Origin of the sequence: Kitasatospora sp. NBC_00315 (assembly GCF_041435095.1) — a bacterium.
Taxonomy (GTDB): domain Bacteria; phylum Actinomycetota; class Actinomycetes; order Streptomycetales; family Streptomycetaceae; genus Kitasatospora.
On record NZ_CP108025.1, the window covers coordinates 3,939,302 to 3,961,849 of the forward strand.

Genomic DNA, 22,548 nt, shown 5'->3' on the forward strand with positions numbered 1-22,548 from the left:
CATGCGCCGCTCAGCCCTCCAGGAACGCCTTGATCGCACTCGCCAGCAGATAGGGGTCGTCCGCCCCGCAGAGCTCCCGGGCCGAGTGCATCGACAGCGCGGCGATTCCGCAGTCCACGGTGGTGATCCCCAGCCGTGCGGCGGTGATCGGGCCGATGGTGGTGCCGCAGGGCATCGCGTTGTTGGAGACGAAGGTCTGCCACGGCACCCCCGCCTTCTCGCAGGCCGCGGCGAAGACCGCCCGGCCCACCCCGTCGGTCGCGTACCGGTTGTTGACGTTGACCTTCAGGATCGGCCCGCCGTTGGGCAGCGGGTGGTGCCCCGGCTCGTGCCGCTCGCTGTAGTTCGGGTGGACGGCGTGGCCCATGTCCGAGGAGAGGCAGACCGTGCCGGCCAGCGCACGGGCCCGGTCCTCCGGACTGCCGCCGCGGGAGTAGACACTGCGCTCCAGCACGTTGCCGAGCAGCGGGCCCTGCGCACCGGTGTCCGACTCGCTGCCGGTCTCCTCGTGGTCGAAGGCGGCCAGCACCGGGATGTACTGCGCAGTGCCCCCGGCGACCGCGGCCAGCGCGGCGGCGGCGGCGTGCACCGAGAGCAGGTTGTCCAGCCGGGGGCCGGCCAGCAGCTCGCGGTCCCGGCCCAGGTAGGCGGGCGGCTGGACGTCGTGGGTCATCAGGTCCCAGCCGACGATGTCGCCGGCGGCGACCCCGGCGCGCTCCGCGACGTACTCGATCAGCGAGCCCTCGTCCTGCCTGCCGAGGCCCCAGATCGGCGTCAGGTGGCGCTGCTTGTCGAGCTTGAGACCGTCGTTGACCTGGCGGTCCAGGTGGATCGCCAGCTGCGGCACCCGCAGCAGCGGCTCGTCGAGCTGGACCAGCCGGGTGGTGCCGTCGAGCAGCGCCAGGCGGCCGGAGAGACCGAGGTCGCGGTCGAGCCAGGTGTTCAGCGGTACGCCGCCGTAGATCTCGACCGCCACCTGCCGCCAGCCCGCCGATCCGGTGTCCGGCACCGGCTTGACCCGCAGGTTCGGCGAGTCGGTGTGGGTGCCCACCACCCGGAACGGCGTCTGCGGGCCGGCGCCCTGCGGCACGTACCAGGCGATCATCGCGCCGCCCCTGATCACGTACCGGCCACCGGCCGCCCCGTCCCAGGCGTCGGTCTCGGCCACCTGCCGGAAGCCCACCTTCTCCAAGCGCTCGGCCGCGCTGGCCACCGCGTGGTAGGGCGACGGCGAGGAAGCGAGGAAGGCGATCAGGTCGTCGGTGTGCGTCCGGTCGAAGAAGGCCTGGCGGGCGGCGGTCGACATGCTGCTCCTGGGTCGAGGGAGGGTCGAAACCGGTCGGGGAGGCGGCTTCGCACCATTGAGCATATGCCCGTACACGGACATGACAGCCTGATACGGCCAACGGGTACAGAACGGGGACGACACCGTGAAGTCGTGAAGTAGTGAGGCGAACGCGGTGTGTCAGATCTCCCCGGCGGGCTCGCCGATCCCCGGCTTCGCGGCGGCTTCTGACCGCCGGTCGGCCGGGCGGCCGCCCCCGGCGCCGGGGCCCCGCAGACCGGCCGCGGCGGGCAGCCGGCCGTAGCCGGGCGCCGGTGCGGCGGGCAGCAGGAAGGGGGCCCACCGGCTCTCGGCGGGCCCCCTTCCTGCTGAGGGTGGGTCAGGCGGTCAGTGGACGGCAGACCTAGAAGGCCTCCTCCGCCAGGTTCATGATGTCGTTGTCGACGCCCTCGGCGATCACCCGCTGCGGGGTGATCGTCGGCAGCACGTTGCGGGCGAAGAAGCGGGCCGCGGCGACCTTGCCCTGGTAGAAGGGGATGTCCTTGTCCGAGGCGCCGGCCTCCAGCTTGGCCAGCGCGACGCTCGCCTGGCGCAGCAGCAGCCAGCCGATCACCACGTCGCCGGAGACCATCAGCAGGCGGGTGCTGTTGAGGCCCACCTTGTACATGTTCTTGACGTCCTGCTCGACCGAGGAGAGGTCGGCGAGCATCGTGCCGACGATCGCCTCCAGGTCGCCGGCGGCCTTGGCGAGCAGCTCGCGCTCGGTGGCCAGGGCGTCGCCGCCCTCGCCGGTGCCGAGGAACTTCTGGATCTGCTCGGAGACCGCGGTGAGCGCCTGGCCGCCGTCCTTGACGATCTTGCGGAAGAAGAAGTCCAGGCCCTGGATCGCGGTGGTGCCCTCGTAGAGGGTGTCGATCTTGGCGTCCCGGATGTACTGCTCCAGCGGGTACTCCTGCAGGTAGCCGGAGCCGCCGAAGGTCTGCAGGGACTGCGCGAGCTGCTCGTAGGACTTCTCCGAGCCGTAGCCCTTGACGATCGGCAGCAGCAGGTCGTTGAGGCGCTCGGCGGCCTCGTCGTGCTCGCCGCGCAGGCGGGCGGCCAGCACGTCGTCCTGGGTGGAGGCGGTGAACAGGACCAGCGCGCGCATGCCCTCGGCGTAGGCCTTCTGGGTCATCAGCGAGCGGCGGACGTCCGGGTGGTTGGTGATGGTGACCCGGGGGGCGGCCTTGTCCAGGAAGTTCGAGATGTCGGCGCCCTGCACGCGCTCCTTGGCGTACTCCAGCGCGTTCAGGTAACCGGTGGAGAGGGTGGCGATGGCCTTCGTGCCGACCATCATCCGGGCGAACTCGATGATCTTGAACATCTGGCGGATGCCGTCGACGGTCTCGCCGAGCAGCCAGCCCTTGGCCGGGTGCTTGGCGCCGAAGGTCATCTCGCAGGTGTTGGAGGCCTTGAGGCCCATCTTGTGCTCGACGTTGGTGGCGTAGACGCCGTTGCGCTCGCCGAGCTCGCCGCTCTCCCAGTCGAAGTCGTACTTCGGGACGATGTAGAGACCCAGGCCCTTGGTGCCGAGCTTGCCGCCCTCGGGGCGGGCCAGCACCAGGTGGATGATGTTCTCGGACATGTCGTGCTCACCCGAGGTGATGAAGCGCTTGACGCCCTCGATGTGCCAGGAGCCGTCCTCCTGCTTGATCGCCTTGGTGCGGCCGGCGCCGACGTCGGAGCCCGCGTCGGGCTCGGTCAGCACCATCGTGGCGCCCCACTGGCGGTCGACCATGTGCTGGGCGACCTTGGACTGCTCCTCGGTGCCCTCCTCGTGGACGACGCCGGCGAAGGCCGGGCCGGAGGAGTACATCCAGATGGCGGGGTTCGAGCCGAGGATCTGCTCGGCGAAGGCCCAGATCAGCGAGTTCGGGGTGACCTGGCCGCCGATCGCCTCCGGGATGCCCAGGCGCCACCACTCGGCGTCCATGAAGGTCTGGTAGCTCTTCTTGAACGTGGCCGGGATCGGCGCGGTGTTGGTCTCGGGGTCGAACACCGGCGGGTTGCGGTCGGTGTCGGCGAAGGACGCGGCGAGGTCGTTCTCGGCCAGGCGCGCGATCTCGCTGAGGATGTTCTTCGCGGTCTCGACGTCCATGTCGGCGAACGGACCGGTGCCGTACACCTGGTCGCGGCCGAACACCTCGAAGAGGTTGAACTCCACGTCACGCAGGTTGGACTTGTAGTGACCCATGGCCGTTTTCTCCGGTTCGTCGCTTCCGGGGGTTCGCCGCGCCGGGCACCCCACTTACCCACCAGTAGACCTCATGATGCTACCCGGCGGTAACTTGTTCAAGCCCTTCGGCGCGAATCCCATATGAACGTTGTCACGTCGGATCGCGGCCACGTGGCCACGTCCCACAACTGCGGGCCGGTACTCCTTGTCAGGATCGACCGCCGCACAGGGGCGCGCGCTCCCGATAGCCTGTCCGTGTGTACGGCTATGAGCAGACCGCATACCCGGGCGACCCCTACCAGCAGCAGGCGGGGCCGCAGCCGGGGATGAACGGCATGCCCGGCCCCGGCCCCTACGGCGAACAGCCCCAGGCCGCGGCGCAGCAGTCCCTCTACCCCGAGCCCTCGCCGCCCTCGCTGGCGGACGCCGTCCGGGCCTTCACCACGGGCTCGATGGCGGTGGAGGACTTCCAGGCGATCTTCATCACCTCCAAGGTGCACTGCCCGCGCGGCGACCGGCCGGGCTTCCTGGCGCTGCACAACACCCCCACCCCGGTCATCCCGATGTTCAGCTCGCTGAAGGAGCTGCGCCGCTACGCCGGCAAGGACTCCAAGCACTTCAGCGTCTCGGGCGCCGAGGTGCTCGACCTGCTGCCCACCGGGTACGGCTTCGCGCTGGACATGGAGGGCGAGCACCGGATGGTGTTCGACGCCAAGGCCGTGGAGCAGATGGTGGACTTCACGATGCGGCGGATGTACGGCTGAGCCCCACCCGGGGACGCCGTGGACGCCCGCTCTTCCTCATAGTTCAATTTTCAACTTGCTTGTCGTTGAGGATTGAACTAATCTGTTGGACGTAGGCCACAGACCCCCGAAGGAGGCCGACATGCCCGCCGTGACCGTCGACAACCCGCTGACCCTCCCGCGCGTCGCCACCCCCGACCCGACCACCAACACCCCGCGACCGGTCCTCACGGTGGCCACCGCCCCGGAGGGCTTCGAGGGCGAGGGCTTCCCCGTCCGCCGCGCCTTCGCGAAGATCAACACCAAGTTCCTCGACCCGTTCATCATGATGGACCAGATGGGCGAGGTGGAGTACGGCGTCGGGGAGCCCAAGGGCACCCCCTGGCACCCGCACCGCGGCTTCGAGACCGTGACCTACCTGATCGACGGTGAGTTCATCCACAAGGACTCGCACGGCGGCGGGGGACACCTCGGCGGCGGCGACACCCAGTGGATGACGGCGGGCTCGGGCATCCTGCACATCGAGACCCCGCCGGAGTCCCTGGTCGCGACCGGCGGCCTGTTCCACGGCATCCAGCTCTGGGTCAACCTCCCGGCGGCCGACAAGATGACCGCCCCGCGCTACCAGGACATCCACGGCGGCCACGTCAAGCTGCTCTCCACCCCCGACGGCGGCGCGGTCCTGCGGCTGATCGCCGGCGAGCTGGACGGCCACCGGGGCCCCGGCGCCACCCACACCCCGATCACCCTGCTGCACGCCAGCATCACCCCCGGCGCGCGGGTCACCATCCCCTGGCGGCGGGACTTCAACGCCCTGGCATACGTCCTGAACGGCGACGGCACGGTCGGCGCCGAGGGGCGCCCGGTGCACACCGGACAGGCGACGGTGTTCGGCGAGGGTGACACCCTCACCATCGCCGCCGACACCAAGCAGGACTCCCGGCACCCCAACCTGGACGTGATCATCCTGGGCGGACAGCCGATCCGGGAGCCGGTCGCCTGGTACGGGCCGTTCGTGATGAACAGCCACCGCGAGCTGGAGCAGGCGATGAAGGACTTCCAGTCCGGCTCCTTCGGCCACCCGGTCGACTGACCGGCGGGGCCGCCCGCGCTCCACGGCCCTCGATGCGCCTCACCCCGGCGCCTCTCACCACGGAGCCCTCCCGCCCCGGCGCCGCGCACCTCGGCGCCTCTCACCTCGGCGCCTCTCACCTCGGCCCTCTCGTCAGATCCTGGCGTAGAGGGCCGAGGCGTCGTCGTGCGCCTTGCCGCGCGGCCAGCGCTCACAGCGGGCATCCGCCCGCTCCACCGCCCTGACCTGGGAGATCAGCTCGGCCGGCCCCGATTCGGCGAGCAGCCGCAGGGCGTCCGACCAGCTGCCCAGCCCGAACCGCTCGGTGAAGCGCGAGGCCCCGTCCGAAACCGCGGCGACCGCGTACAGGTCGGCGAGCGGCACGAAGCCCGTCTCGGCGTGTGCCGCGGCCTTCGGCGAGGCCGCCGCGATCCACGGACCGCGCCCGCTGTTGCGCGCCGCCCGGACGGCCAGCGCGTACCGCATGTGCAGGTCCTCGCGCTCGGCCGAGCCCGGGACCGTCGACCAGATCTGCCGGCGCAGCCCCTCCCCGTCCGGGAAGTGCTGGTTGTCGCCGATCACCCGGGGCGGGCCGTCCTTGAACTGGAGGACCAGCAGCGAGTCGCCGAGCACCAGGTACTCCAGCGAGCGCCCGTGCCGGCGGGCGGCCACCACCATCGCGGCCGGCGTGTTGTGATGCCCCAGGTCGCAGCGGCCGCCGTGCAGGGCGGCCGTCTCCGCGATGGCGTCGGCCAGGCACTCGGCGATCGACCGGTCCGCCCGGTCGGTCATACGGGCCAGCAGGTGCACCCCCAGTCTGCGGACGTACCAGGCGGTGCCGTGACGGCACCCGGACTCCAAGGCGTCGGGCGAACTCGACCCGTCGAGCAGCACCAGCGCCTCCGGCGTGGCCGCCGCGAAGTCCTCGCTCTCCCGGCCGGGCACCTGCGGTTCCCCTGCGAGCTGTACCTGCATCCCGACAGTCTGGCCGTCGGGTGGGCGCGGCGCACAGACCTGTGCGGCGATCCCCCGATATGTCCGGTAGCGGCCTGACAGGTATGGACATACCGTCTGATATCGAACGGGTTGTCGGGATTCTTCGAGGAGTGATCCACGTGGTCTGGCAGTTCATCGTGCTCGTGGTCGCGTCGATCGGCTTCCCCGTCGCCACGCTGCTGTTCCTCATCGGCGGGCCGCGCTTCCCCGACGAGCCGCGCGACGCGCGCTGACCCGCGCCCGGAACGGTCCGCCGGACGGGCGGTATTCGGACGCCGCACCCCCCTGGACGTGGGATCGTGGGCGTGAGCGCGTGATCCGGCTCCACCCTGTCCAGGAGGTCCTGTATGAGCAGCGATGCGATCGACACGAGCGATGTAGCGGCAACCGACCGGCCCGAGGCGCCGGCCGCGGACGAGAGTGCCGCCCCCGCCCAGGACGACGTCAAGGCGAAGTTCCTCGCCGCGCTGGAGCGCAAGCACGGCGGCCGGTCGGACGGCGCGGCCGGCGGCCCGGGCGCCGACGGCAAGATCCACGGCGCGCACGGCGCGGTGGGCGGCAAGCGCAACTTCCGCCGCAAGAGCGGCTGACCTTCGGGTCGGCACCAAGGGGCGGGCGGTCTCGGACGAGGCCGCCCGCCCCTTTTTTGGGCGCTGCCCTTGCCCGGCGCTGCCCTTGCCCGGCGCTGCCCTTGCTCGGCGTCGGGCTCTCGGCGCCGGGTTTCCGACCGCACCGGAGTCTTCCGGCGCGGCGGGCCGCCGGAGCCGCCGGGGCTCACGCGGTGCGGGCCTCCTGACCCGCGGAGGCCAGGAAGCCGATCGCGTTGTCGATCACGGCAGGGTCCGCGAGGATCCGCCGGTGGCCCAGGCCCCGGGTGGTGAGCAGCTCCACCTGCCCGCCGTACGCCGCCTTGAGCCGGTGTGCCTGGCCGATGCCGACCACGTCGTCCCCCTCGTCGTGCACGACCAGGACCGGCAACGGGATCGCGCCCGGATCGTGGGTGGCGTCGAAGTGCTCCCAGATGTCGTCCGGCAGACCGGCGGCCCCCACAAACAGCTCCTGCTCGATCAGCCGCCGGAGTTCCCGCTCGATCCGGGGCCCCAGCCCCAGCCCGGCGCAGAAGCCGGCCGGCAGGTGGCCGAACTCGGCGACCCCGGCCACCGCGACCAGCCGCCCGGCCCGGACGCCGTCGCGCAGCGCCAGGAAGGCGCAGGTGACGCCGAAGGAGTGCGCGACGACGGAGTGGAACGTCCCGTACTCCTCCTGGAGCCGGCGGATGACCTCGCGGTACTCCAGGATCGTGGTGGCGCGGCCGCCGGAGTCGCCGTGGCCCGGGGCGTCGAAGGACACCGGGCTCAGGCCGAGCGCCCGCAGCCGGGGGACGAACTCCGCGTAGCGCGAGGCCCGGGAGCGCCAGCCGTGCAGCAGCAGGACGGGCCGGGCGCCGTCGCCCCAGCGGTAGACGACCACCCGCTTGCCGGCGACGGTGATCTCCTCGGTGACCGCGCGATCGTGCACCTCGCGTTCGGTGTCGCGCAGCCTGCTGCGGCGCAGCGGATGCCGGAAGAGTTCGAACGCCGCCCGGCCCGCCACGCGGGGGGCGAACAGCGCGGTGGTGTTGAGGACGGTACGGACGAGTGTGACGGCCGGGTCCATGGGTTCTCCCTGTCGGACTGCCTGAGCGGGACGGACGGGACGAGCGGGACGGGCGGGACGGGCGGGCCGGGCTGGTCGGGCTGGTCGGGCGGGTCGGCGTGTTCGGCACGGCCTGTCCGCGACCGCGCGGATGGGACACGCGAACGGGACACGCGTTCGGGATCACGCGGCCGGGATCACGCGGCCGGGGCGGGACCACGCGTTCGGGGCGGGACCACGCGTTCGGGATCGAATGGGCGCGATATTAGCACGACCGTTCGTGCTTTTATGGGCGCGGACCCGTTCCCCGGCAGGCCCATGGAGGGGTGTCAGTCGGTCAGCTGCGCCGGGTCCGCGGCTTCGGCCCGCAGCAGACGCAGGAGCGCCCGCCCGGCCCGGTCGTAGGGTGTCTCGTCGTCGAACAGCAGCGCCTGCGAGTTGGCCGTCTCCAGATAGCCGACCAGGGCGAACGCCAGATCGTCGAGGTCGGTCCCGGGCCGCAGTCCGCCGACCGCGCGGGCGTCCCGCAGCACCCCGGTCACCGTCTGCCCCCACTCCCGGGCGGCCTCGGCGAGCCGGTCCCGGACCGGGCCCGGCTGGGCGTCGAACTCGGCCGTGACCTGGTAGAAGAAGCACCCGCCGGGAAAGACCCGGGCCCGTGAGTACTCCAGCCAGCTGTCGCACAGCGCCCGGACCTGGCCCAGCCCGGGAGGCATCTCCAGGACGGGCGCCACCACCGCGTCGAAGAACATCCGGCGGGCCGCCCGGACCGCCGCCAGCTGCAGCTCCTCCTTCGAGCCGAAGGCGGCGAACACCCCGCTCTTGCTGAGCCCCAGATCGGTGGCGAGCCGCCCGATCGACAGGGCGCCGAGCCCCTCCACCGAGGCGACCGACACCGCGCGGTGCAGCACCGCCCGCCGGGTCTCCTCGCCGCGCAGCACACGTCCGTCCGTGGAAGAGCCGGCCACTGCCCACCTCAGCTGTCACAACGGGAACGGCGCCGGTGCGGCCGGTGGGGCCGTGACCCGGGCGCCCGGGTCACGCCAGGGTATAGCGCGGGCCGGTGCGCTCAGCCGGCCCCGGCGGCCAGGATCCGCTCCAGACCGGCCGCCAGCGCGAGCAGCCGCTCGTCCGCGCCGGCCGCTCCGACGCACTGCAGCCCGAGCGGCAGTCCGCCGGCCGCCCGCCCGGCCGGCAGGCTGACGGCGGGCAGACCGGCGTAGCTCCACGGCAGCGACATCACCGCGTCCCCCGTGCTCTCCAACCCGGACGGCGCGGGCCCGGTGGCGGCCGGCGTCACCCAGAGATCGACGCCCTCCCGGCCGCCCGCGGCGGCGATCCGCTCCCGGAAGTGCGCCCGGGCGCGCAGCGCCGCCAGGTAGTCGTCCGGGTCGATCTCCTGTCCGTGCCGGATCACGGCGGCCGTCTCGTGCCGGTAGAGGCCGCCGAAGCGGGTGAACCAGTCCGCGTGCACCTGGGCGGCCTCGAAGCGGACCAGCACCCGCAGGTGCCGGACGACCTCCTCGACGTCCGGGATCAGCGCGACCCGGCGGACCGTCGACCCGGCCCGCTCCAGCAGGGCCAGCTGCGCCTCGAAGGCGGCCGTGGCCAGGGGCCCGGCCCGGTCCAGGTACGGACCGGTCGGCACTCCCAGCACCGGCGACCCCTCGGCGTCCCCGGCCGGGCGCGGCCGCTCGGCGCTCCCCCCGGCGCCTGCGGCCCTCCACCCGGCACTCCCCCCGGCGCTCCCCCCGGTGCTCCGCTCCGCGCGCGAATCGGCCGACCCGCCGGGCCGCCAGTCGTCGCAGAGCACGGACGCGGCGAGCGCCGCGCCCCCGACGTCGGCGGCGAGGACCCCGACGGTGTCCAGGCTCGGTGCGTACGGGATCACCCCGTCGGTCGGGATCCGTCCGTAGGTCGGGCGGAAGCCGACCACCCCGCAGTAGGCCGCCGGGCGGATCACCGACCCGACCGTCTGGGTGCCCACCGCCAGCGGCACCAGTCCCGCCGCGACCGCCGCCGCCGACCCGCTGCTGGAGCCGCCCGGGGTGTGCGTCGGGTCGTGCGGGTTGCGGGTCGGACCGGGGGCGGTCATCGCGAACTCGGCGGTCGCCGTCTTGCCCGCGACGAGCACCCCCGCCGCCCGCATCCGCCCGACCAGGGTGGCCTGCCGCCCGGCCAGCACACCGGGCGGCAGCGCCGAGCCCGCGTGCGTGGCCAGGCCGTCCACCCGGATCACGTCCTTGACCCCGACCGGTACGCCGTACAGCGGCGGACGGGCGGCGGGGTCGGGGTGACGGGCCTCCAGCGCGCGGACCTCGGCCGACAGCCGGTGCCGGCGGCCGGACTCGGGGACGAACGCGCGCAGCACCGGGTCGAGCTGCTCGATCCGGTGACAGAGCCGGTCGACGTCCTCGGCGAGGCCGGCGCCACCGGCCCGCGGTTCCGCGGCCGAGGCGGCCGGCGGCGGGCCGCCGGACCCGTGCTCGGCACCCACGGCCATGCCTCCGGGCCGCCGGCTACTGGTGCTCGGCCGGCAGGTAGGGCGACTCGCGCAGGAAGACGGCCCCGCAGGTGTGGCAGCACAGCTCGGCGGTGGTGCCCCAGGCCTCCGGACCCTGCGTGGGAGCCCCGGCGTCGAGCTCCCGTCCGCACATGGCCACGTGCTCGTCGGCGCGGACCATGTGCCAGAGCTTCACCCCGGCGGAGGGGCCGCCGGACCCGTACTCGGCACGCATCTGATGCAACATGTCCCCATCGTCCGGCGGCCTTTCGGGCCCGGCAACCCGGGCCGGAGCGGGCCCGGCCGGTACGGGTCGGCGGGACCGGCCGGGGGCTCAGCCGTCGAGCAGACTCCCGTGCAGGCGCAGGCGGGCGATGCCACCGTCCGGGAAGACGTCGAGCCGGACGTGGGTCGCGGGGCGGGGCTCGGGGAGCAGCAGGCGGTGGACGGCGTCCGGCTGGAGCCTGGTCGGCGGCAGCAGTTCGAACCAGCCCCCGGCGGCGTCGGTGCCCACAGTGCCGGCCCCGGCACCGCTACCGCTCGTCCCGGGACGACCGGCAGCCGTCCCGCCCGTCTGCGCGGCAGCCGGGTCGCTCGTCCCGTCGCGGCCGTACAGCGCGGCCCAGCCCGCCGCGTTGCCGACGTAGCAGCCGGTGTCGATCTCGACGGCCCGGATCGCGCCGCGACCGGCCAGACGCAGCCGGACCCAGTCGTGGCCGCCGTCGCGCCGTCGGCGGTTCTCCCAGCCGTCGCCCATCGCCCGCGACCTGCCGGGCATGATCATGTTGGCGGGCGACGAGAAGAAGCGGTCGGAGGCGTCCTCGACGGAGCCGCCGTTCTCCAGAGCGGCCAGGTCGAAGGTCCCCAGTGCGGCCAGCCAGCGGTGATCCGGGCGGGCCTCGCCGTGCACCCGCAGGCGGGCGACGCCGCCGTCCGGGTACTGGCGCAGACGCACGTGGGTGAAGCGGCGGCGGTTCCCGACCGGGAAGCCGTTCGCCGCGTGGCCGCGCACGGGCGAGGGCGGCACCAGCGGCACCCAGTCGGCGGCCTGCAGCGCCTCCGGGTCGGGGGTCGCGGGCAGTTCGGCGCCCTCGACGGAGATCCGCTGCGGGTGGTTGCCCCGGAAGTGCGCGGTGTCGACGACCACGCCGTGCACCACCCCCGGCACTCCCAGGCGGATCACTGCCCAGTCGTGGTCCCCCTCGACGGGGTGCGGGCTGCCGTGGCCGCTGCCGCGCCGGCGGCGGGTCTCCCAACCGTCCATGATCTGGCCCTTGTTGCCGAAGGTGTGCGGGCGGAACTCCGCGGGCTCCGGCAGCAGCAGGTTCTCGCGCTCGGCGAAGAGCTCGTCACTGGCCGCCGGCACGGCGCCGCCGAGACGGCGGTCGGCGAGGTCGGTCAGCGCGGTGAAGGCGAACTCGTCCGCTCGGTAGTCGGCGTACGGGTTGCCCCCGGCGTAGGGGAGAGCGGCGGTCGGCGAGTCGGACATGCGGGAACCTCTCGAAGGGTCGGGCGGCCGGTTCCTCCACTGTGGCGCCGGACGAACCATCAGGTCCATCGCAAAGATCTGACCGGAACGTTCAGTCGGACTGAACGTTCGAGCCGCTCCCCGGCCTCGGCAGGCCCGGCGGGCGTACGCACGGCAGGCGCGGGCACGGGCGCCGCGCGGTCAGGACGACCGCACGCTCCGCGCCGCCGCCTGCGCCGCGACCACCTCCAGGGCCGCCAGCACCCGCCGCACCGGCGGGGTGTGCTCCGTCCCGATCCGGACCGCGGCGATCACCCGACGGGTCGGCAGATCCGTGGGCAGCGCGCGGACCACGGCGGCCCCGCCGCGCCCGGCCGAGGCGAGCCGGGGTACCAGCGCCACCCCGATGCCGGCCGACACCATCGCCAGGATCGCGGACCAGTCGGCGGCGGTGTGAGCCCGCTCCGGCACGAAACCGGCGTCCGCGCACGCCCCCAGCGTGATGTCCCGCCAGGGCCCGGTCGCGCCGAAGATCCAGGGCTCGTCCGCGAGATCCGCCAGTCGCAGGCCGTCCGCGGCCGCCAGCGGATGCCCCGGCGGCAGCGCCACGTCCAGCGGGTCGCTGAGCAGCGGGAACCGGACGAAGCGCCGGTCCCCGGCGGACGGCGGCCCGCCCGCCAGCGAGAGCGCGAGGTCCACCTCCCCCACCGCGAGCAGTTCGTACGCCTCGGCGGCCTCCGCCTCCGCCACCCGCACGCGCAGCCGCGGCGCCTCGTCCCGCAGCCGGCCGATCGCGGGGACCAGCAGCCCGGTGACTGCGGTGGCGAACGCGCCCACCCGCACCTCGCCCGCCTCCCCGTGCAGATAGCCCGCCAGCTCGGCCTCGGCCCGCTCCAACTCCCCGAACACCCACTCGGCGTGACCCAGCACCAACCGCGCGGCGCCGGTCAGCCGGACCCGTCGGCCGTACGGTTCCAGCATCGGTGCCCCGAGCTGTTTCGCCAGCGCCGACAGCTGCTGGGAGACGGCCGAGGGTGTCAGACAGAGCCGTTCGGCGGCGGCGGTGACCGTCCCGCACTCGTCCAGTGCCTGCAGCACGCGCAGCTTTCTCAGGTCCCAGTCGGTCATCCGGCCAGGGTAGGCGCGGGCACCCCGTCAAGGGCCCGACGGCGCAGACCGGTCGGTGACCACCGCCGGACGGCCGCGGCGCGGGGCCGGGGTCGGCACCGGGGTCGGTCCGGGGTCGGTCCGCCCGTGTCAGGACGCCACGCGCAGCGGGGCGCCCTCGCGCCAGGTGAGGATCTTGTCGAAGCTGACGATGGCGCCGCGCAGCGGGTGGTTGCGCAACTGGACGTGGTCGGTGAGGGCGTGGATCAGGAAGAGGCCGCGGCCGCTCTCGGCGCACAGGTCGGGGAGATCCTCCGGGTCGACCGGGCGCAGGACCGGGGCGGGCCGGCCCGGCGGGAGAACGTGGGTGTCGTACGGGGCGGCGCCGGCGTACCGGGGGCGGTGGGCGAGCGGCGCGGCGGCCGGGAGCGAGGCCCGGCCCCGGCGGCCGCGGGGGCGGGCGGCCGGGCGGGTGGTCGCCGCTGGGCGGCGCGGGGCCCGCTGCGGAGCGGACGCCGAGGGCGTGACGGCGGGGCCGAGCGGCAGACCGGGGCCCGAGTCGGTGACCTCGATGCGCAGGCGGTCGCCGCTGATCGAGGCGGTGACCTGGAAGCCGTCGCCCGGACAGCCGCCGGCCGCGTGTTCCACGGCGTTGGCGCAGGCCTCCGTCAGGGCGACGCCGAGGTCGTACGAGACCTGCGGGTCCACGCCGGCCGTCTCCATGGCGCCGAGCAGGATCCGCCGGGCCAGCGGCACGCTCGCCGGGTCGCGCTTGAGGTGCAGAGTCCACCGGATGTCCACGGGAGGTCCCTCCTGGCTGCGGCTCCACATACCGCTAGATATCTCCTGGTGATCCGCCGGTGAACCGTGTCGAAGGTCCGCAGTCACTCGTTCGGCGGATGGACTGGGGTCCAGGTCTATGCCGAGCGGCGCACGGCGGCGCCCGCACGCGGGGCCGAACGGGCTGTTCCGATGGATTTCCCACCCTCCCCCGTCCGCCCGGGGTCTCGATGAGATGATGGGCCGGCCATGACTGACCACCCTGCCGCCCCGCATCCGGGCGCCGCCGCACCGGACGCGCCGGTACGGTCGGCCGCCTGGGATCTGCGGCTGGCGCGGGCGGTGCCGTTCGCCCTGCTCTGCACGCTGACAGCGGCGGCCGGGCACGCCCTGACCGGCGGTGGCGACGTGGCGGTGCCGGCGCTCGCGGCCGGCTTCGCGGGCGTCCTGGTCCTCGCGGCGGTCCTCGCCGGGCGGGAGCGCCCGCTGGCCGCCATCGCCACGGCGCTGGGAGCCGGACAGCTCGCCCTGCACGCCCTGTTCCACGGGTTCGGCGCGCACGCAACCGCGATGGACGGGATGCGTCGCGGTGGCTCCGGCGCGATGACCATGCCCGAGGTGGCCGGCCGGCTGCTCTGCAACGAGGGCCACCCCGGAACGCTCGTCGGCCTTCCCGGCGGGACCTCCGCCGAGCAGCTGATCAGCGACGCCGGTCTGGACCCGCAGAGCTACGCCGCCGCGCCCTGGTGGCAGGGCGGCGTCCTCGGGCTGAGCCCGGCGATGTTCGCGGGCCACCTCGCCGCGGCCCTGGTGGCCGGCTGGTGGCTGCGGCGCGGCGAGGTGGCCCTCTGGCGGCTGGTGCGGCTCACCGCGGCCGCCGCGCAGGAGTGGGCCGCGCCACTGCGAACGGCCTTCGCCCTGCTGGTCACCCTGCTGCGCGGGCTGCTCGGCGCGCCGGGCACGGCGCTGCGCCCGTACGGACCGGGCGAGGGGAACCTGCGGCTGCCGGTGGCGGCCGCGCTCCGGCACAGTGTGGTGCGGCGGGGGCCGCCGGCGGCGGCGTTCGCGCGCTGATCCGGCCTGCCGCAGGGCAGCGGCCGGAGGGGCGCGCCAGCGGGGCCGTACCCATGGAGCGGTACGGCCGTCGGCCAACCCCACGGCGCGGTCCGCCCGTGGTGCGGGAGCCCCCCGTGCCCGGACGCGGCCCGGCCTCCTCCGATCGGAGACCACAGCCATGCGTTCCACTCCCGCCCGCCGCAGCGCCGGTGTCGTCCTCGCCGCCGCCGCGTGCGTCCTCGCCCTGGCCGGGCCCGCGTCCGCGCACGTCACGGTGAACCCGGGCACCGCCCAGCAGGGCGGCTACACCGCGGTCGACTTCCGGGTGCCGAACGAGAACGACGCCGCGAACACCGTCAAGCTGGAGGTCAACCTCCCGCTGGACCACCCGCTGGCCTCCGTGCGCACCCTGCCGCTGCCCGGCTGGACCGCCACGATGGAGAAGTCCAAGCTCGACAAGCCGATCAAGGTGCACGGCGCCGACGTCGCCGAGGCGGTCTCGAAGATCACCTGGACCGCCGACGCCGGGACCAGGATCGCCCCCGGGCAGTTCCAGGAGTTCCGGGTCTCGCTCGGCCCGCTGCCGGCCGACGCCGACAAGCTGGTCTTCAAGGCGCTCCAGACCTACGACAACGGCGACGTCGTGCGCTGGATCGACGAGGCGAAGGACGGCCAGCCCGAGCCGGCCAAGCCCGCGCCCACGCTCGTCCTGACCAAAGCCGCCGACGCCACCGCGGGTGCCTCGCCGGCCGCCGACGGACACGCCGGGATGACCGCCTCCCAGGACGGGGCGGCCGGCGCCGCCGGCGCCGCGTCCGGCAGCGACTCCACCGCCCGGGTGCTCGGCGTGGTCGGCATCGTGGTCGGCGTGGTCGGCGCCGGGCTCGGCTTCGTCGGCCTGCGCCGCAAGAGCGGCACCACCGCCTCCTGACCCGCACACCGGTGGGGCCGTGGGCCCCGGACGCCCCGGGCCCACGGCCCCACCGGTGCACCCCTGCGTACGATCGGACCACCGCGATGCCCCGCACCACCCCCCGCACCACCGCCCGCAGCACCGCCCGCACCACCGCCGGGACCAGGCGCCTGCTGGGCGCGGCCGCCGTCGGCCTGGCCGCCGTGCTCGCCCTGACCGCCTGCGGCTCGGGCGGCTCCGCCGGCGCCGCAGGCAACGCCAAGGTCACCAAGGAGACCGGCGACTCCCCCTACCAGGGCACCGTGCTGAGCAAGCACTTCGACAAGCCCGACCTCGTCCTCGACGACACCTCCGGCCAGCCGTACGACCTGCGCAAACAGACCGCCGGCCACAGCACCCTGCTGTTCTTCGGCTACACCAGCTGCCCGGACGTCTGCCCGACCACGATGGGCGACATCGGCGTGGCGATGCAGAAGCTCTCCCCCGAGGAGCAGCAGAAGATCGACGTCGTGTTCGTCTCCACCGACCCTCAGCGCGACACCCCGCAGGTGCTGCGCACCTGGCTGGACTCGATGGGCAAGAGCTTCATAGGCCTCACCGGCGACCTGGAGAAGGTCAAGACCGCCGCGAAGACGCTCGGCATCATGGTCGAGGACCCGGTGGTCAACAAGGACGGCAGCGTCACCTCGACGCACGGCGCTCAGGTACTGGCCTTCCTGCCGGCCGACGACAAGGCGCACCTGCTCTACCTGAGCGCCACCTCGGTCGAGACCTACCAGCACGACCTGCCGCTGCTCGCCAAGGGCGTCCAGGCATGAGCGGGCGCACGTTCCGGCGCACCGCGCTCGCCGGGGCGGCGCTCGCCACGGCGCTCGGCACCGCCGCCATCCTGGCGGCCTGCGGCTCGGACGGCTCCGGGGGCGCGGCGGCGGCCGGCGCACGGCTGAGCATCGCCGACCCGTACATCCCGCTGCCGGCCGCCGGCGCGATGGCGGCCGGCTACCTGACGGTGCGCAACACCGGTGGCGCGGACGAGCTGCTCAAGGTCAGCAGCCCCGGGGCCGGCTCGGTCACCATGCACCGCTCGACCGACACCACCATGGAGACGGTCGAGGCGCTCACCGTGCCGGCGCACGGCACGCTGGACTTCGCCCGCGGCGGCGCGCACCTGATGATCATGGGCTGGACGAAGCAGCCCGCCGTCGGCGACAAGCTCGAACTCGACCTCACCTTCGCCAAGGCCGGCACCATCGCCGTCGAGGTGCCGGTGGAGCCGCTCACCTACCGGCCCGGCCGGCAGAACTAACGGAAACCGGGGATCGCCAGATGCTGAAGGCAAGTCACCGCAGACTCACCGGGCTGCTCGGGATCCTGGGCGCCCTGCTCGTGCTGACGCTCGCGGGCGCGGGGCCCGCGTCCGCGCACGCCGCGCTGGAGTCCACCGACCCCGCGCAGAACTCGGTGGTCGCCACCGCGCCGACCGCCGTCACGCTGACCTTCAGTGAGTCGGTCTCCCTCTCCGGGGACTCCGTCCGCGTCCTGGACCCGGCCGGAAAGCCCGTCGACACCGGCGACCCCGGGCACGCCGACGGCCGGGCGGACACCGCCCGGGTCGGTCTGAACAGCGGGCTCGCCAACGGCACCTACACCGTCGCCTGGCGGGCCGTCTCGGACGACTCGCACCCCGTCGGCGGCGCCTTCACCTTCTCCATCGGCGCCGCCTCGGACACCTCGGTGTCCACCACCGCCCTGCGGCAGGCCAAGGCCGACAGCGTGGTCGCCGCGTTCTACGGCACCGGCCGGACCGTCGCGTACGGCGCCTTCGCGCTGCTGATGGGCACCGCCGCGTTCGTCCTGATCTGCTGGCCGGCCGGCGCGGGCGTGCGCCCGGTGCAGCGGCTGCTGATGACCGGCTGGGTCGCGCTGCTGCTCTCCACCATCGCCGTCCTGATGCTGCGCGGCCCCTACGAACGCGGTTCGGGCCTCGGGCAGGCACTCGACCTCTCGTTGGTGCGCGCCACCCTCGACGAGCGGATCGGCACCGCGCTCGCCGCCCGGCTGCTGCTGCTCGCGGCGGGCGGGGTGTTCCTGTCCCTGCTGGTCGGCCAGCTGGGCGCGGCCGTGCCCGCGAGCGGCCCGCAGGAGCGCGCGGACGGCTCCGACGCCGGGGCACCGGGTGGCGGCGACAGCGACGGCGACGAGGACGAGGACGAGCTGCGCAGGCTGGAGCGGCGGGCCGCCGAGCGGCCGCAGCGCGAGGCCCGGCTCGGCCTGGGTGTGGCCGGGCTGCTGCTCGCCGTCGCGCTCGCCGCCACCTGGGCCGGCGCCGACCACGCCTCGGTGGGCATCCAGGTCGGGCTGGCCCTGCCGTTCGGCGTGCTGCACCTGATCGCGATGGCGCTCTGGCTCGGCGGTCTGGTCACCCTGCTGGTCGGGCTGCGGCACGGCCTGGGGGCGGACACCGCGGACCGGTTCTCGAAGGTCGCCTTCGGCTCGGTCGCGGGGCTCGGCGTCACCGGTGTCTACCAGTCCTGGCGCGGGCTGGGCAGCTGGGGCGCGCTGGTCGACACCGAGTACGGACGGCTGCTGCTGATCAAGATCGGCTGCGTCGCCGCGATGCTCGGGGTCGCGTGGATCTCGCGTTCCTGGGTCGCCCGGCTGCGGAGCGCCGACGCGCTCGGCGCCACCGACGCGGTCCGGATCGCCGAGGCGCAGGAGGGCGCCCGGACGCCCGTCCAGGTCTGCGCCGCCGGCGCCGAGGCGACCTCCGACCCCGCGCGCCGGGCCCAGCTCGACCGCCAGCGGACCGCCCGGCTCACCGCCACCCGTGACCGCGGCTTCACCCCCGCCCGGGCCGGACTGCGCCGCTCGGTGCTGGTCGAGGCCGCCGTCGCGGTCGCGGTGCTGGTGGTCACCACGATGCTCACCAACTCCCCGCCCGGACGCGTCGCCCAGGCGGCATCGGCCGGCTCGCGGCAGCCCGCCGCCACCGCCCCGGGCGGCGCCGCGACCGCGGGCGTCCCCGGGCAGAGCCTGGAGCTCACGCTGCCCTACGACACCGGCGGCCGGACGGCGAACGCCAAGGGCACCGCCACCGTCACCGTCGATCCGGTCAGGACCGGCGCCAACGCGGTGAAGCTCGCGCTGGACGGCGCCGACGGGAAGCCGGTCGAGGTGCCCGAGGTGCAGCTCGCCTTCACCCTGCCGGACCGCGACCTCGGGCCGCTGCCCGTCGCCCTCACCCCCGACGGCGCCGGACGCTGGACGGGCACCGCGCAGCTGCCGCTGGCCGGCAACTGGGTGCTGTCGGTGGTGGTCCGCTCCTCCGACATCGACCAGGCCACCGTGATCAAGCCCCTGACGATCGGCTGAGCGGCATGGACACCCGGGACGGATTCTCCCGACGCGCCCTGCTGGGCGGCGCCGGCGCCGGGCTGGTCGCGGGCGCGGTCGGCGGCGCCGCCCTCGGCCGCGCCGCCGAGGCGGCGCCCGCCGGGGCGCCCGCGCTGGGCACCGGGCGACTGCCGTTCCACGGCGCCCGGCAGGCCGGCATCGTCGAACCGCAGCAGGCCCGGGTGCACCTCGCCGGCTTCGACCTGGCCGCCGGCGCCGGGCGGGACGGGCTGCGGACGCTGATGCGGCGCTGGTCGGCCACCGCCGCCCGGCTGACCGCGGGCGAGCCCGCCGAGGAGCACGAGAGCCGGATCGCCGCCGACGCCGGCCCCTGCTCGCTGACCGTCACCTTCGGCTTCGGCGCGAGCCTCTTCGACCGGACCGGCCTCACCGCGCAGCGCCCGCAGGCCCTGGAGCCGCTGCCCGACTTCCCCGAGGACGCCATCGACCGGGCCCGCAGCGACGGCGACCTCTGGGTGCAGATCGGCGCCGACGACGCGCTGGTCGCCTTCCACGCCCTGCGGGTGCTCCAGCAGCAGGCGGCCGGCACCGCGACCGCGCGGTGGCAGATGTCCGGCTTCGGCCGCACCCCCGGGGCGACCGGGCGGCCGGTGACCGGCCGCAACCTGATGGGCCAGATCGACGGCACCAACAACCCGAAGCCGCAGCAGCCGGACTTCGCCACCCGGGTGTTCTGCGGCGCCGAGGCGCCCGGCTGGCTGGCCGGCGGTTCGTACGTGGTGCAGCGCCGGATCAGGATGCTGCTGGACAACTGGGAGAACCTGCCCGAGGACCGGCAGGAGCGCGTCATCGGCCGCCGCAAGGCGGACGGCGCCCCGCTCTCCGGCGGCGCCGAGAGCACCCCGGTCGACCTGACCGCGCAGAACCCGGACGGCACCCTGGCGATCCCCGCCGACGCCCACGTCCGGGTGGCGGCGCCGGCCGCCAACGGCGGGGCGGCGATGCTGCGGCGCGGCTTCTCGTACCACGACGGGCTGCTCCCGGACGGCTCCCCGGACGCCGGGCTGCTCTTCCTGGCGTTCCAGGCCGATCCCCGGCGCGGCTTCGTACCGGTGCAGCGCAAGCTGGCGCGCGGCGACGGCCTCTCCCGCTTCCTGCGGCACGAGGCGAGCGGCCTGTACGCGGTGCCGCCGGGCGCGCCGGAGGGCGGGTACGTGGGCCAGGCCCTGCTGGAGGGCTGACCTGCCCGGGGCTCCCGACCGGCGCGGGCCGGGGTCCGCACGCCCTCCCCGGTTCCACGGATCGGGATGCGTCAGTGCCCCGGTCGCCGAGTGACTAAGGTGGCTTGCCTGGTACGGCCGCGCGGCACCGCCCGCACGGCACCACTTTTTTCGCTCGGAGGCGGCAATGTCGGCCACCCGCTACACCTACCTCGGGCCCGAGGGCACCTTCACCGAGGTCGCCCTGCGGACCCTGCCCGAGGCGGCGACCCGCGAGCTGGTGCCGCTGGCGTCGGTGCCGGCCGCCCTGGACGCGGTGCGCGAGGGGATGGCCTCCGGGGCGTTCGTGCCGATCGAGAACTCGGTCGAGGGCGCCGTCACCGCGACCAGCGACGAACTGGCGACCGGCGCGCCGCTGATGATCTACCGGGAGGTGCTGCTGCCGATCGCCTTCGCGCTGCTGGTCCGCCCCGGGACGAAGCTGGCGGACATCAAGACCCTCACCAGCCACCCGGTGGCCCAGCCGCAGGTGCGGCACTGGATCGCGGCGCACCTGCCGGACGCCCGCTGGGAGTCCGCGGCGTCCAACGCCGACGGGGCCCGGCTGGTCCAGGAGGGCCGGTTCGACGGGGCCTTCGCCGGCGAGTTCGCCGCACCCCTGTACGGGCTGGAACCGCTGGTCAGCGACATCCACGACGCCGAGAACGCGGTCACCAGGTTCGTCCTGGTCGGCCCTCCCGGGCGGGTCTCCTCGCCCACCGGGCTGGACAAGACCTCGATGGTGGTCTGGCTGCCGGACGACCACCCGGGCGCGCTGCTGGAGCTGCTCCAGGAGTTCGCGGTGCGCGGGGTCAACCTGATGCGGATCGAGTCCCGGCCGACCGGCGAGGGGCTCGGCAACTACTGCTTCCTGATCGACTGTGCGGGACACGTGGCGGAGCGCAGGGTGAGCGAGGCCCTGATGGGGCTGAAGCGGATCTGCCCGCAGGTGCGCTTCCTCGGCTCCTATCCGAGCGCGGACCGCCAGGCCAAGACGTACAACCGGCTCGGCACCTCGGACTCGGACTTCACGAAGGCGGCCGACTGGCTGTCGCGCTGCCTGGACGGGCGCGCCGAGGTCTGAGCGCCGCTCGGTCGGGCCGTTCGCGGCCCGGCCGGCCCCGGCCCTGACGAGCCCGGCCCGGACGTCGGCGCTCGGTGCCGGGCGGCAGGTGCCGGGAGTCGAGTGCCGGGCATTGAGTGCCGGGAGTCGAGTGCCGAGAGTCGAGTGCCGGGCCTTGAGTGCCGGGCGTCGAGTGCCGGGCGTTGAGTGCCGGGAGGCCGCCGGCGGGCGGCGTGGCGGCCCGGTGGCCGGGCGGTCCGCCCGCCGTCCCGTCCGAGTGATCACTTCTGCTCAGCGATATCCGAATACGTCCGTATTCGACATTTTTCGACGCGCCGATGCGTTCACCCGTCCAGCCGGAGCAGGCTCCGGACGTCCTCGACGGGGCGACCCGGCGGACGCCGCCGACCGAACGCCGGGCTTCGTCCACAGGCCCCCCGGGGCGCCGGTGCCGCTCCCCGGCTATCCACAGGCCGGTCCTGGTATCCACAGCCCCGAGTTATCCACAGCCATGGGGGTGAGTCGACAAACCGGTATAGCCATCCTCAAGCCCGGTCAGATCATCGGTTAGCGCCATAGAGATGACGAATCGGACCAGAGTCACCCCACTGCCACCGAATCACCCGTCCGAGCGGAGTAATTCCCTCGGCCGAGACGGTTGATTGAGGTTTGAAACCTCAATTCCTTGGCGGATGTCGATGTGGACCTTGCGTTCCCGGTAATCCACAGGAGTCGCCGAGGGCCTGTGGATAAGAGCCCCACAGACGGTTGTCCACCGGAGTTATCCACAGGATCGGCCCGGTTATCCCCAGCCGGAATCCGGCGTTCCCCTACCCGTGGGCCGCTCCCCACCGGCCCCCGGCCGGCCTTTCGGCCCCCGGGCCGGCAGGCGGCCCGGGTCATGATCGCAGAGAACCGGGCAGAAGGCGACATACCCGGATGAATGATGACAGGGTGTTGCCGATCCGGTCCGATCCGGCGAAAGCCGTGAATCACCCCGCCGAAAACCGACCGCCGGTCAGAAGTGTCCCGCACCGACCGGCGAGCACGGCCACCTCGGCCCGCTCACCCGCCCCCGCCGCCCCGTCCAGGGCCCCGC

At 74.1% G+C, this 22,548-nt stretch carries 20 protein-coding genes; 10 read left to right on the top strand and 10 right to left on the bottom strand.

What is annotated here, in order from left to right; translation table 11 throughout:
* Positions 1 to 10: 10 nt before the first annotated feature.
* A complete protein-coding gene (locus OG823_RS16005) occupies positions 11 to 1,306 on the bottom strand; it encodes a M18 family aminopeptidase (protein ID WP_371480220.1) in 1,296 nt (431 codons plus the stop codon).
* Between the two features lie 382 nt (positions 1,307 to 1,688).
* The gene (locus OG823_RS16010; RefSeq protein WP_371480221.1) at positions 1,689 to 3,518 is read right to left on the bottom strand and encodes an acyl-CoA dehydrogenase; all 1,830 of its coding nucleotides are present in this window, start codon (positions 3,516 to 3,518) and stop codon (positions 1,689 to 1,691) included.
* 239 nt (positions 3,519 to 3,757) lie between these two features.
* On the opposite strand from OG823_RS16010, the gene OG823_RS16015 reads away from it, so the two are divergent.
* Positions 3,758 to 4,264, top strand: coding sequence for an SseB family protein (locus tag OG823_RS16015; RefSeq protein ID WP_371480222.1), 507 nt, complete (start codon positions 3,758 to 3,760; stop codon positions 4,262 to 4,264).
* Positions 4,265 to 4,385: 121 nt separating this feature from the next.
* On the top strand, positions 4,386 to 5,336 hold the full coding sequence (locus OG823_RS16020) for a pirin family protein (protein ID WP_371480223.1): 951 nt from the start codon (positions 4,386 to 4,388) through the stop codon (positions 5,334 to 5,336).
* A 132-nt stretch (positions 5,337 to 5,468) separates the two neighbouring features.
* Here OG823_RS16020 and OG823_RS16025 read toward each other — a convergent pair whose 3' ends face one another.
* Entirely contained in the window at positions 5,469 to 6,290 is an 822-nt protein-coding gene (locus OG823_RS16025; protein ID WP_371480224.1) for an integrase, read from the bottom strand.
* 368 nt (positions 6,291 to 6,658) lie between these two features.
* Between OG823_RS16025 and OG823_RS16030 the strand changes: the two genes are divergently transcribed.
* Positions 6,659 to 6,901 (top strand): DUF5302 domain-containing protein, encoded by a 243-nt coding sequence (locus OG823_RS16030; RefSeq protein ID WP_371480225.1) that lies wholly within the window; start codon positions 6,659 to 6,661, stop codon positions 6,899 to 6,901.
* A gap of 184 nt (positions 6,902 to 7,085) precedes the next feature.
* Here OG823_RS16030 and OG823_RS16035 read toward each other — a convergent pair whose 3' ends face one another.
* From OG823_RS16035 to OG823_RS16065, 7 genes are all read right to left on the bottom strand, one after another.
* A complete protein-coding gene (locus OG823_RS16035; RefSeq protein WP_371480226.1) occupies positions 7,086 to 7,967 on the bottom strand; it encodes an alpha/beta hydrolase in 882 nt (293 codons plus the stop codon).
* A 308-nt stretch (positions 7,968 to 8,275) separates the two neighbouring features.
* The gene (locus tag OG823_RS16040) at positions 8,276 to 8,914 is read right to left on the bottom strand and encodes a TetR/AcrR family transcriptional regulator (RefSeq protein ID WP_371480227.1); all 639 of its coding nucleotides are present in this window, start codon (positions 8,912 to 8,914) and stop codon (positions 8,276 to 8,278) included.
* A 101-nt stretch (positions 8,915 to 9,015) separates the two neighbouring features.
* Positions 9,016 to 10,443, bottom strand: a complete 1,428-nt coding sequence (locus OG823_RS16045) for an amidase (RefSeq protein ID WP_371480228.1) — start codon at positions 10,441 to 10,443, stop codon at positions 9,016 to 9,018.
* Positions 10,444 to 10,465: 22 nt separating this feature from the next.
* Positions 10,466 to 10,696, bottom strand: coding sequence for a hypothetical protein (locus OG823_RS16050; RefSeq protein WP_371480229.1), 231 nt, complete (start codon positions 10,694 to 10,696; stop codon positions 10,466 to 10,468).
* A gap of 87 nt (positions 10,697 to 10,783) precedes the next feature.
* The gene (alc, locus tag OG823_RS16055; protein ID WP_371480230.1) at positions 10,784 to 11,938 is read right to left on the bottom strand and encodes an allantoicase; all 1,155 of its coding nucleotides are present in this window, start codon (positions 11,936 to 11,938) and stop codon (positions 10,784 to 10,786) included.
* Positions 11,939 to 12,118: 180 nt separating this feature from the next.
* A complete protein-coding gene (locus tag OG823_RS16060; protein WP_371480231.1) occupies positions 12,119 to 13,045 on the bottom strand; it encodes a LysR family transcriptional regulator in 927 nt (308 codons plus the stop codon).
* A 129-nt stretch (positions 13,046 to 13,174) separates the two neighbouring features.
* Positions 13,175 to 13,825 (bottom strand): ATP-binding protein, encoded by a 651-nt coding sequence (locus tag OG823_RS16065; RefSeq protein WP_371480232.1) that lies wholly within the window; start codon positions 13,823 to 13,825, stop codon positions 13,175 to 13,177.
* A 228-nt stretch (positions 13,826 to 14,053) separates the two neighbouring features.
* On the opposite strand from OG823_RS16065, the gene OG823_RS16070 reads away from it, so the two are divergent.
* From OG823_RS16070 to pheA, 7 genes are all read left to right on the top strand, one after another.
* On the top strand, positions 14,054 to 14,878 hold the full coding sequence (locus tag OG823_RS16070) for a hypothetical protein (protein WP_371480233.1): 825 nt from the start codon (positions 14,054 to 14,056) through the stop codon (positions 14,876 to 14,878).
* A 160-nt stretch (positions 14,879 to 15,038) separates the two neighbouring features.
* Positions 15,039 to 15,791 carry a YcnI family protein gene (locus tag OG823_RS16075; RefSeq protein WP_371480234.1) on the top strand — a complete coding sequence of 251 codons (753 nt, stop codon included), beginning with the start codon at positions 15,039 to 15,041 and terminating at the stop codon, positions 15,789 to 15,791.
* An 86-nt stretch (positions 15,792 to 15,877) separates the two neighbouring features.
* Positions 15,878 to 16,591 carry an SCO family protein gene (locus tag OG823_RS16080; RefSeq protein WP_371480235.1) on the top strand — a complete coding sequence of 238 codons (714 nt, stop codon included), beginning with the start codon at positions 15,878 to 15,880 and terminating at the stop codon, positions 16,589 to 16,591.
* The gene (locus tag OG823_RS16085) at positions 16,588 to 17,079 is read left to right on the top strand and encodes a copper chaperone PCu(A)C (RefSeq protein ID WP_371480236.1); all 492 of its coding nucleotides are present in this window, start codon (positions 16,588 to 16,590) and stop codon (positions 17,077 to 17,079) included. Before OG823_RS16080 ends, OG823_RS16085 begins: the two co-directional genes overlap by 4 nt.
* 20 nt (positions 17,080 to 17,099) lie before the next feature.
* Positions 17,100 to 19,145, top strand: a complete 2,046-nt coding sequence (locus OG823_RS16090; RefSeq protein ID WP_371480237.1) for a FixH family protein — start codon at positions 17,100 to 17,102, stop codon at positions 19,143 to 19,145.
* Between the two features lie 5 nt (positions 19,146 to 19,150).
* On the top strand, positions 19,151 to 20,368 hold the full coding sequence (efeB, locus tag OG823_RS16095; RefSeq protein WP_371480238.1) for an iron uptake transporter deferrochelatase/peroxidase subunit: 1,218 nt from the start codon (positions 19,151 to 19,153) through the stop codon (positions 20,366 to 20,368).
* Between the two features lie 166 nt (positions 20,369 to 20,534).
* The gene (pheA, locus tag OG823_RS16100; protein WP_371480239.1) at positions 20,535 to 21,470 is read left to right on the top strand and encodes a prephenate dehydratase; all 936 of its coding nucleotides are present in this window, start codon (positions 20,535 to 20,537) and stop codon (positions 21,468 to 21,470) included.
* Positions 21,471 to 22,548: the final 1,078 nt, after the last annotated feature.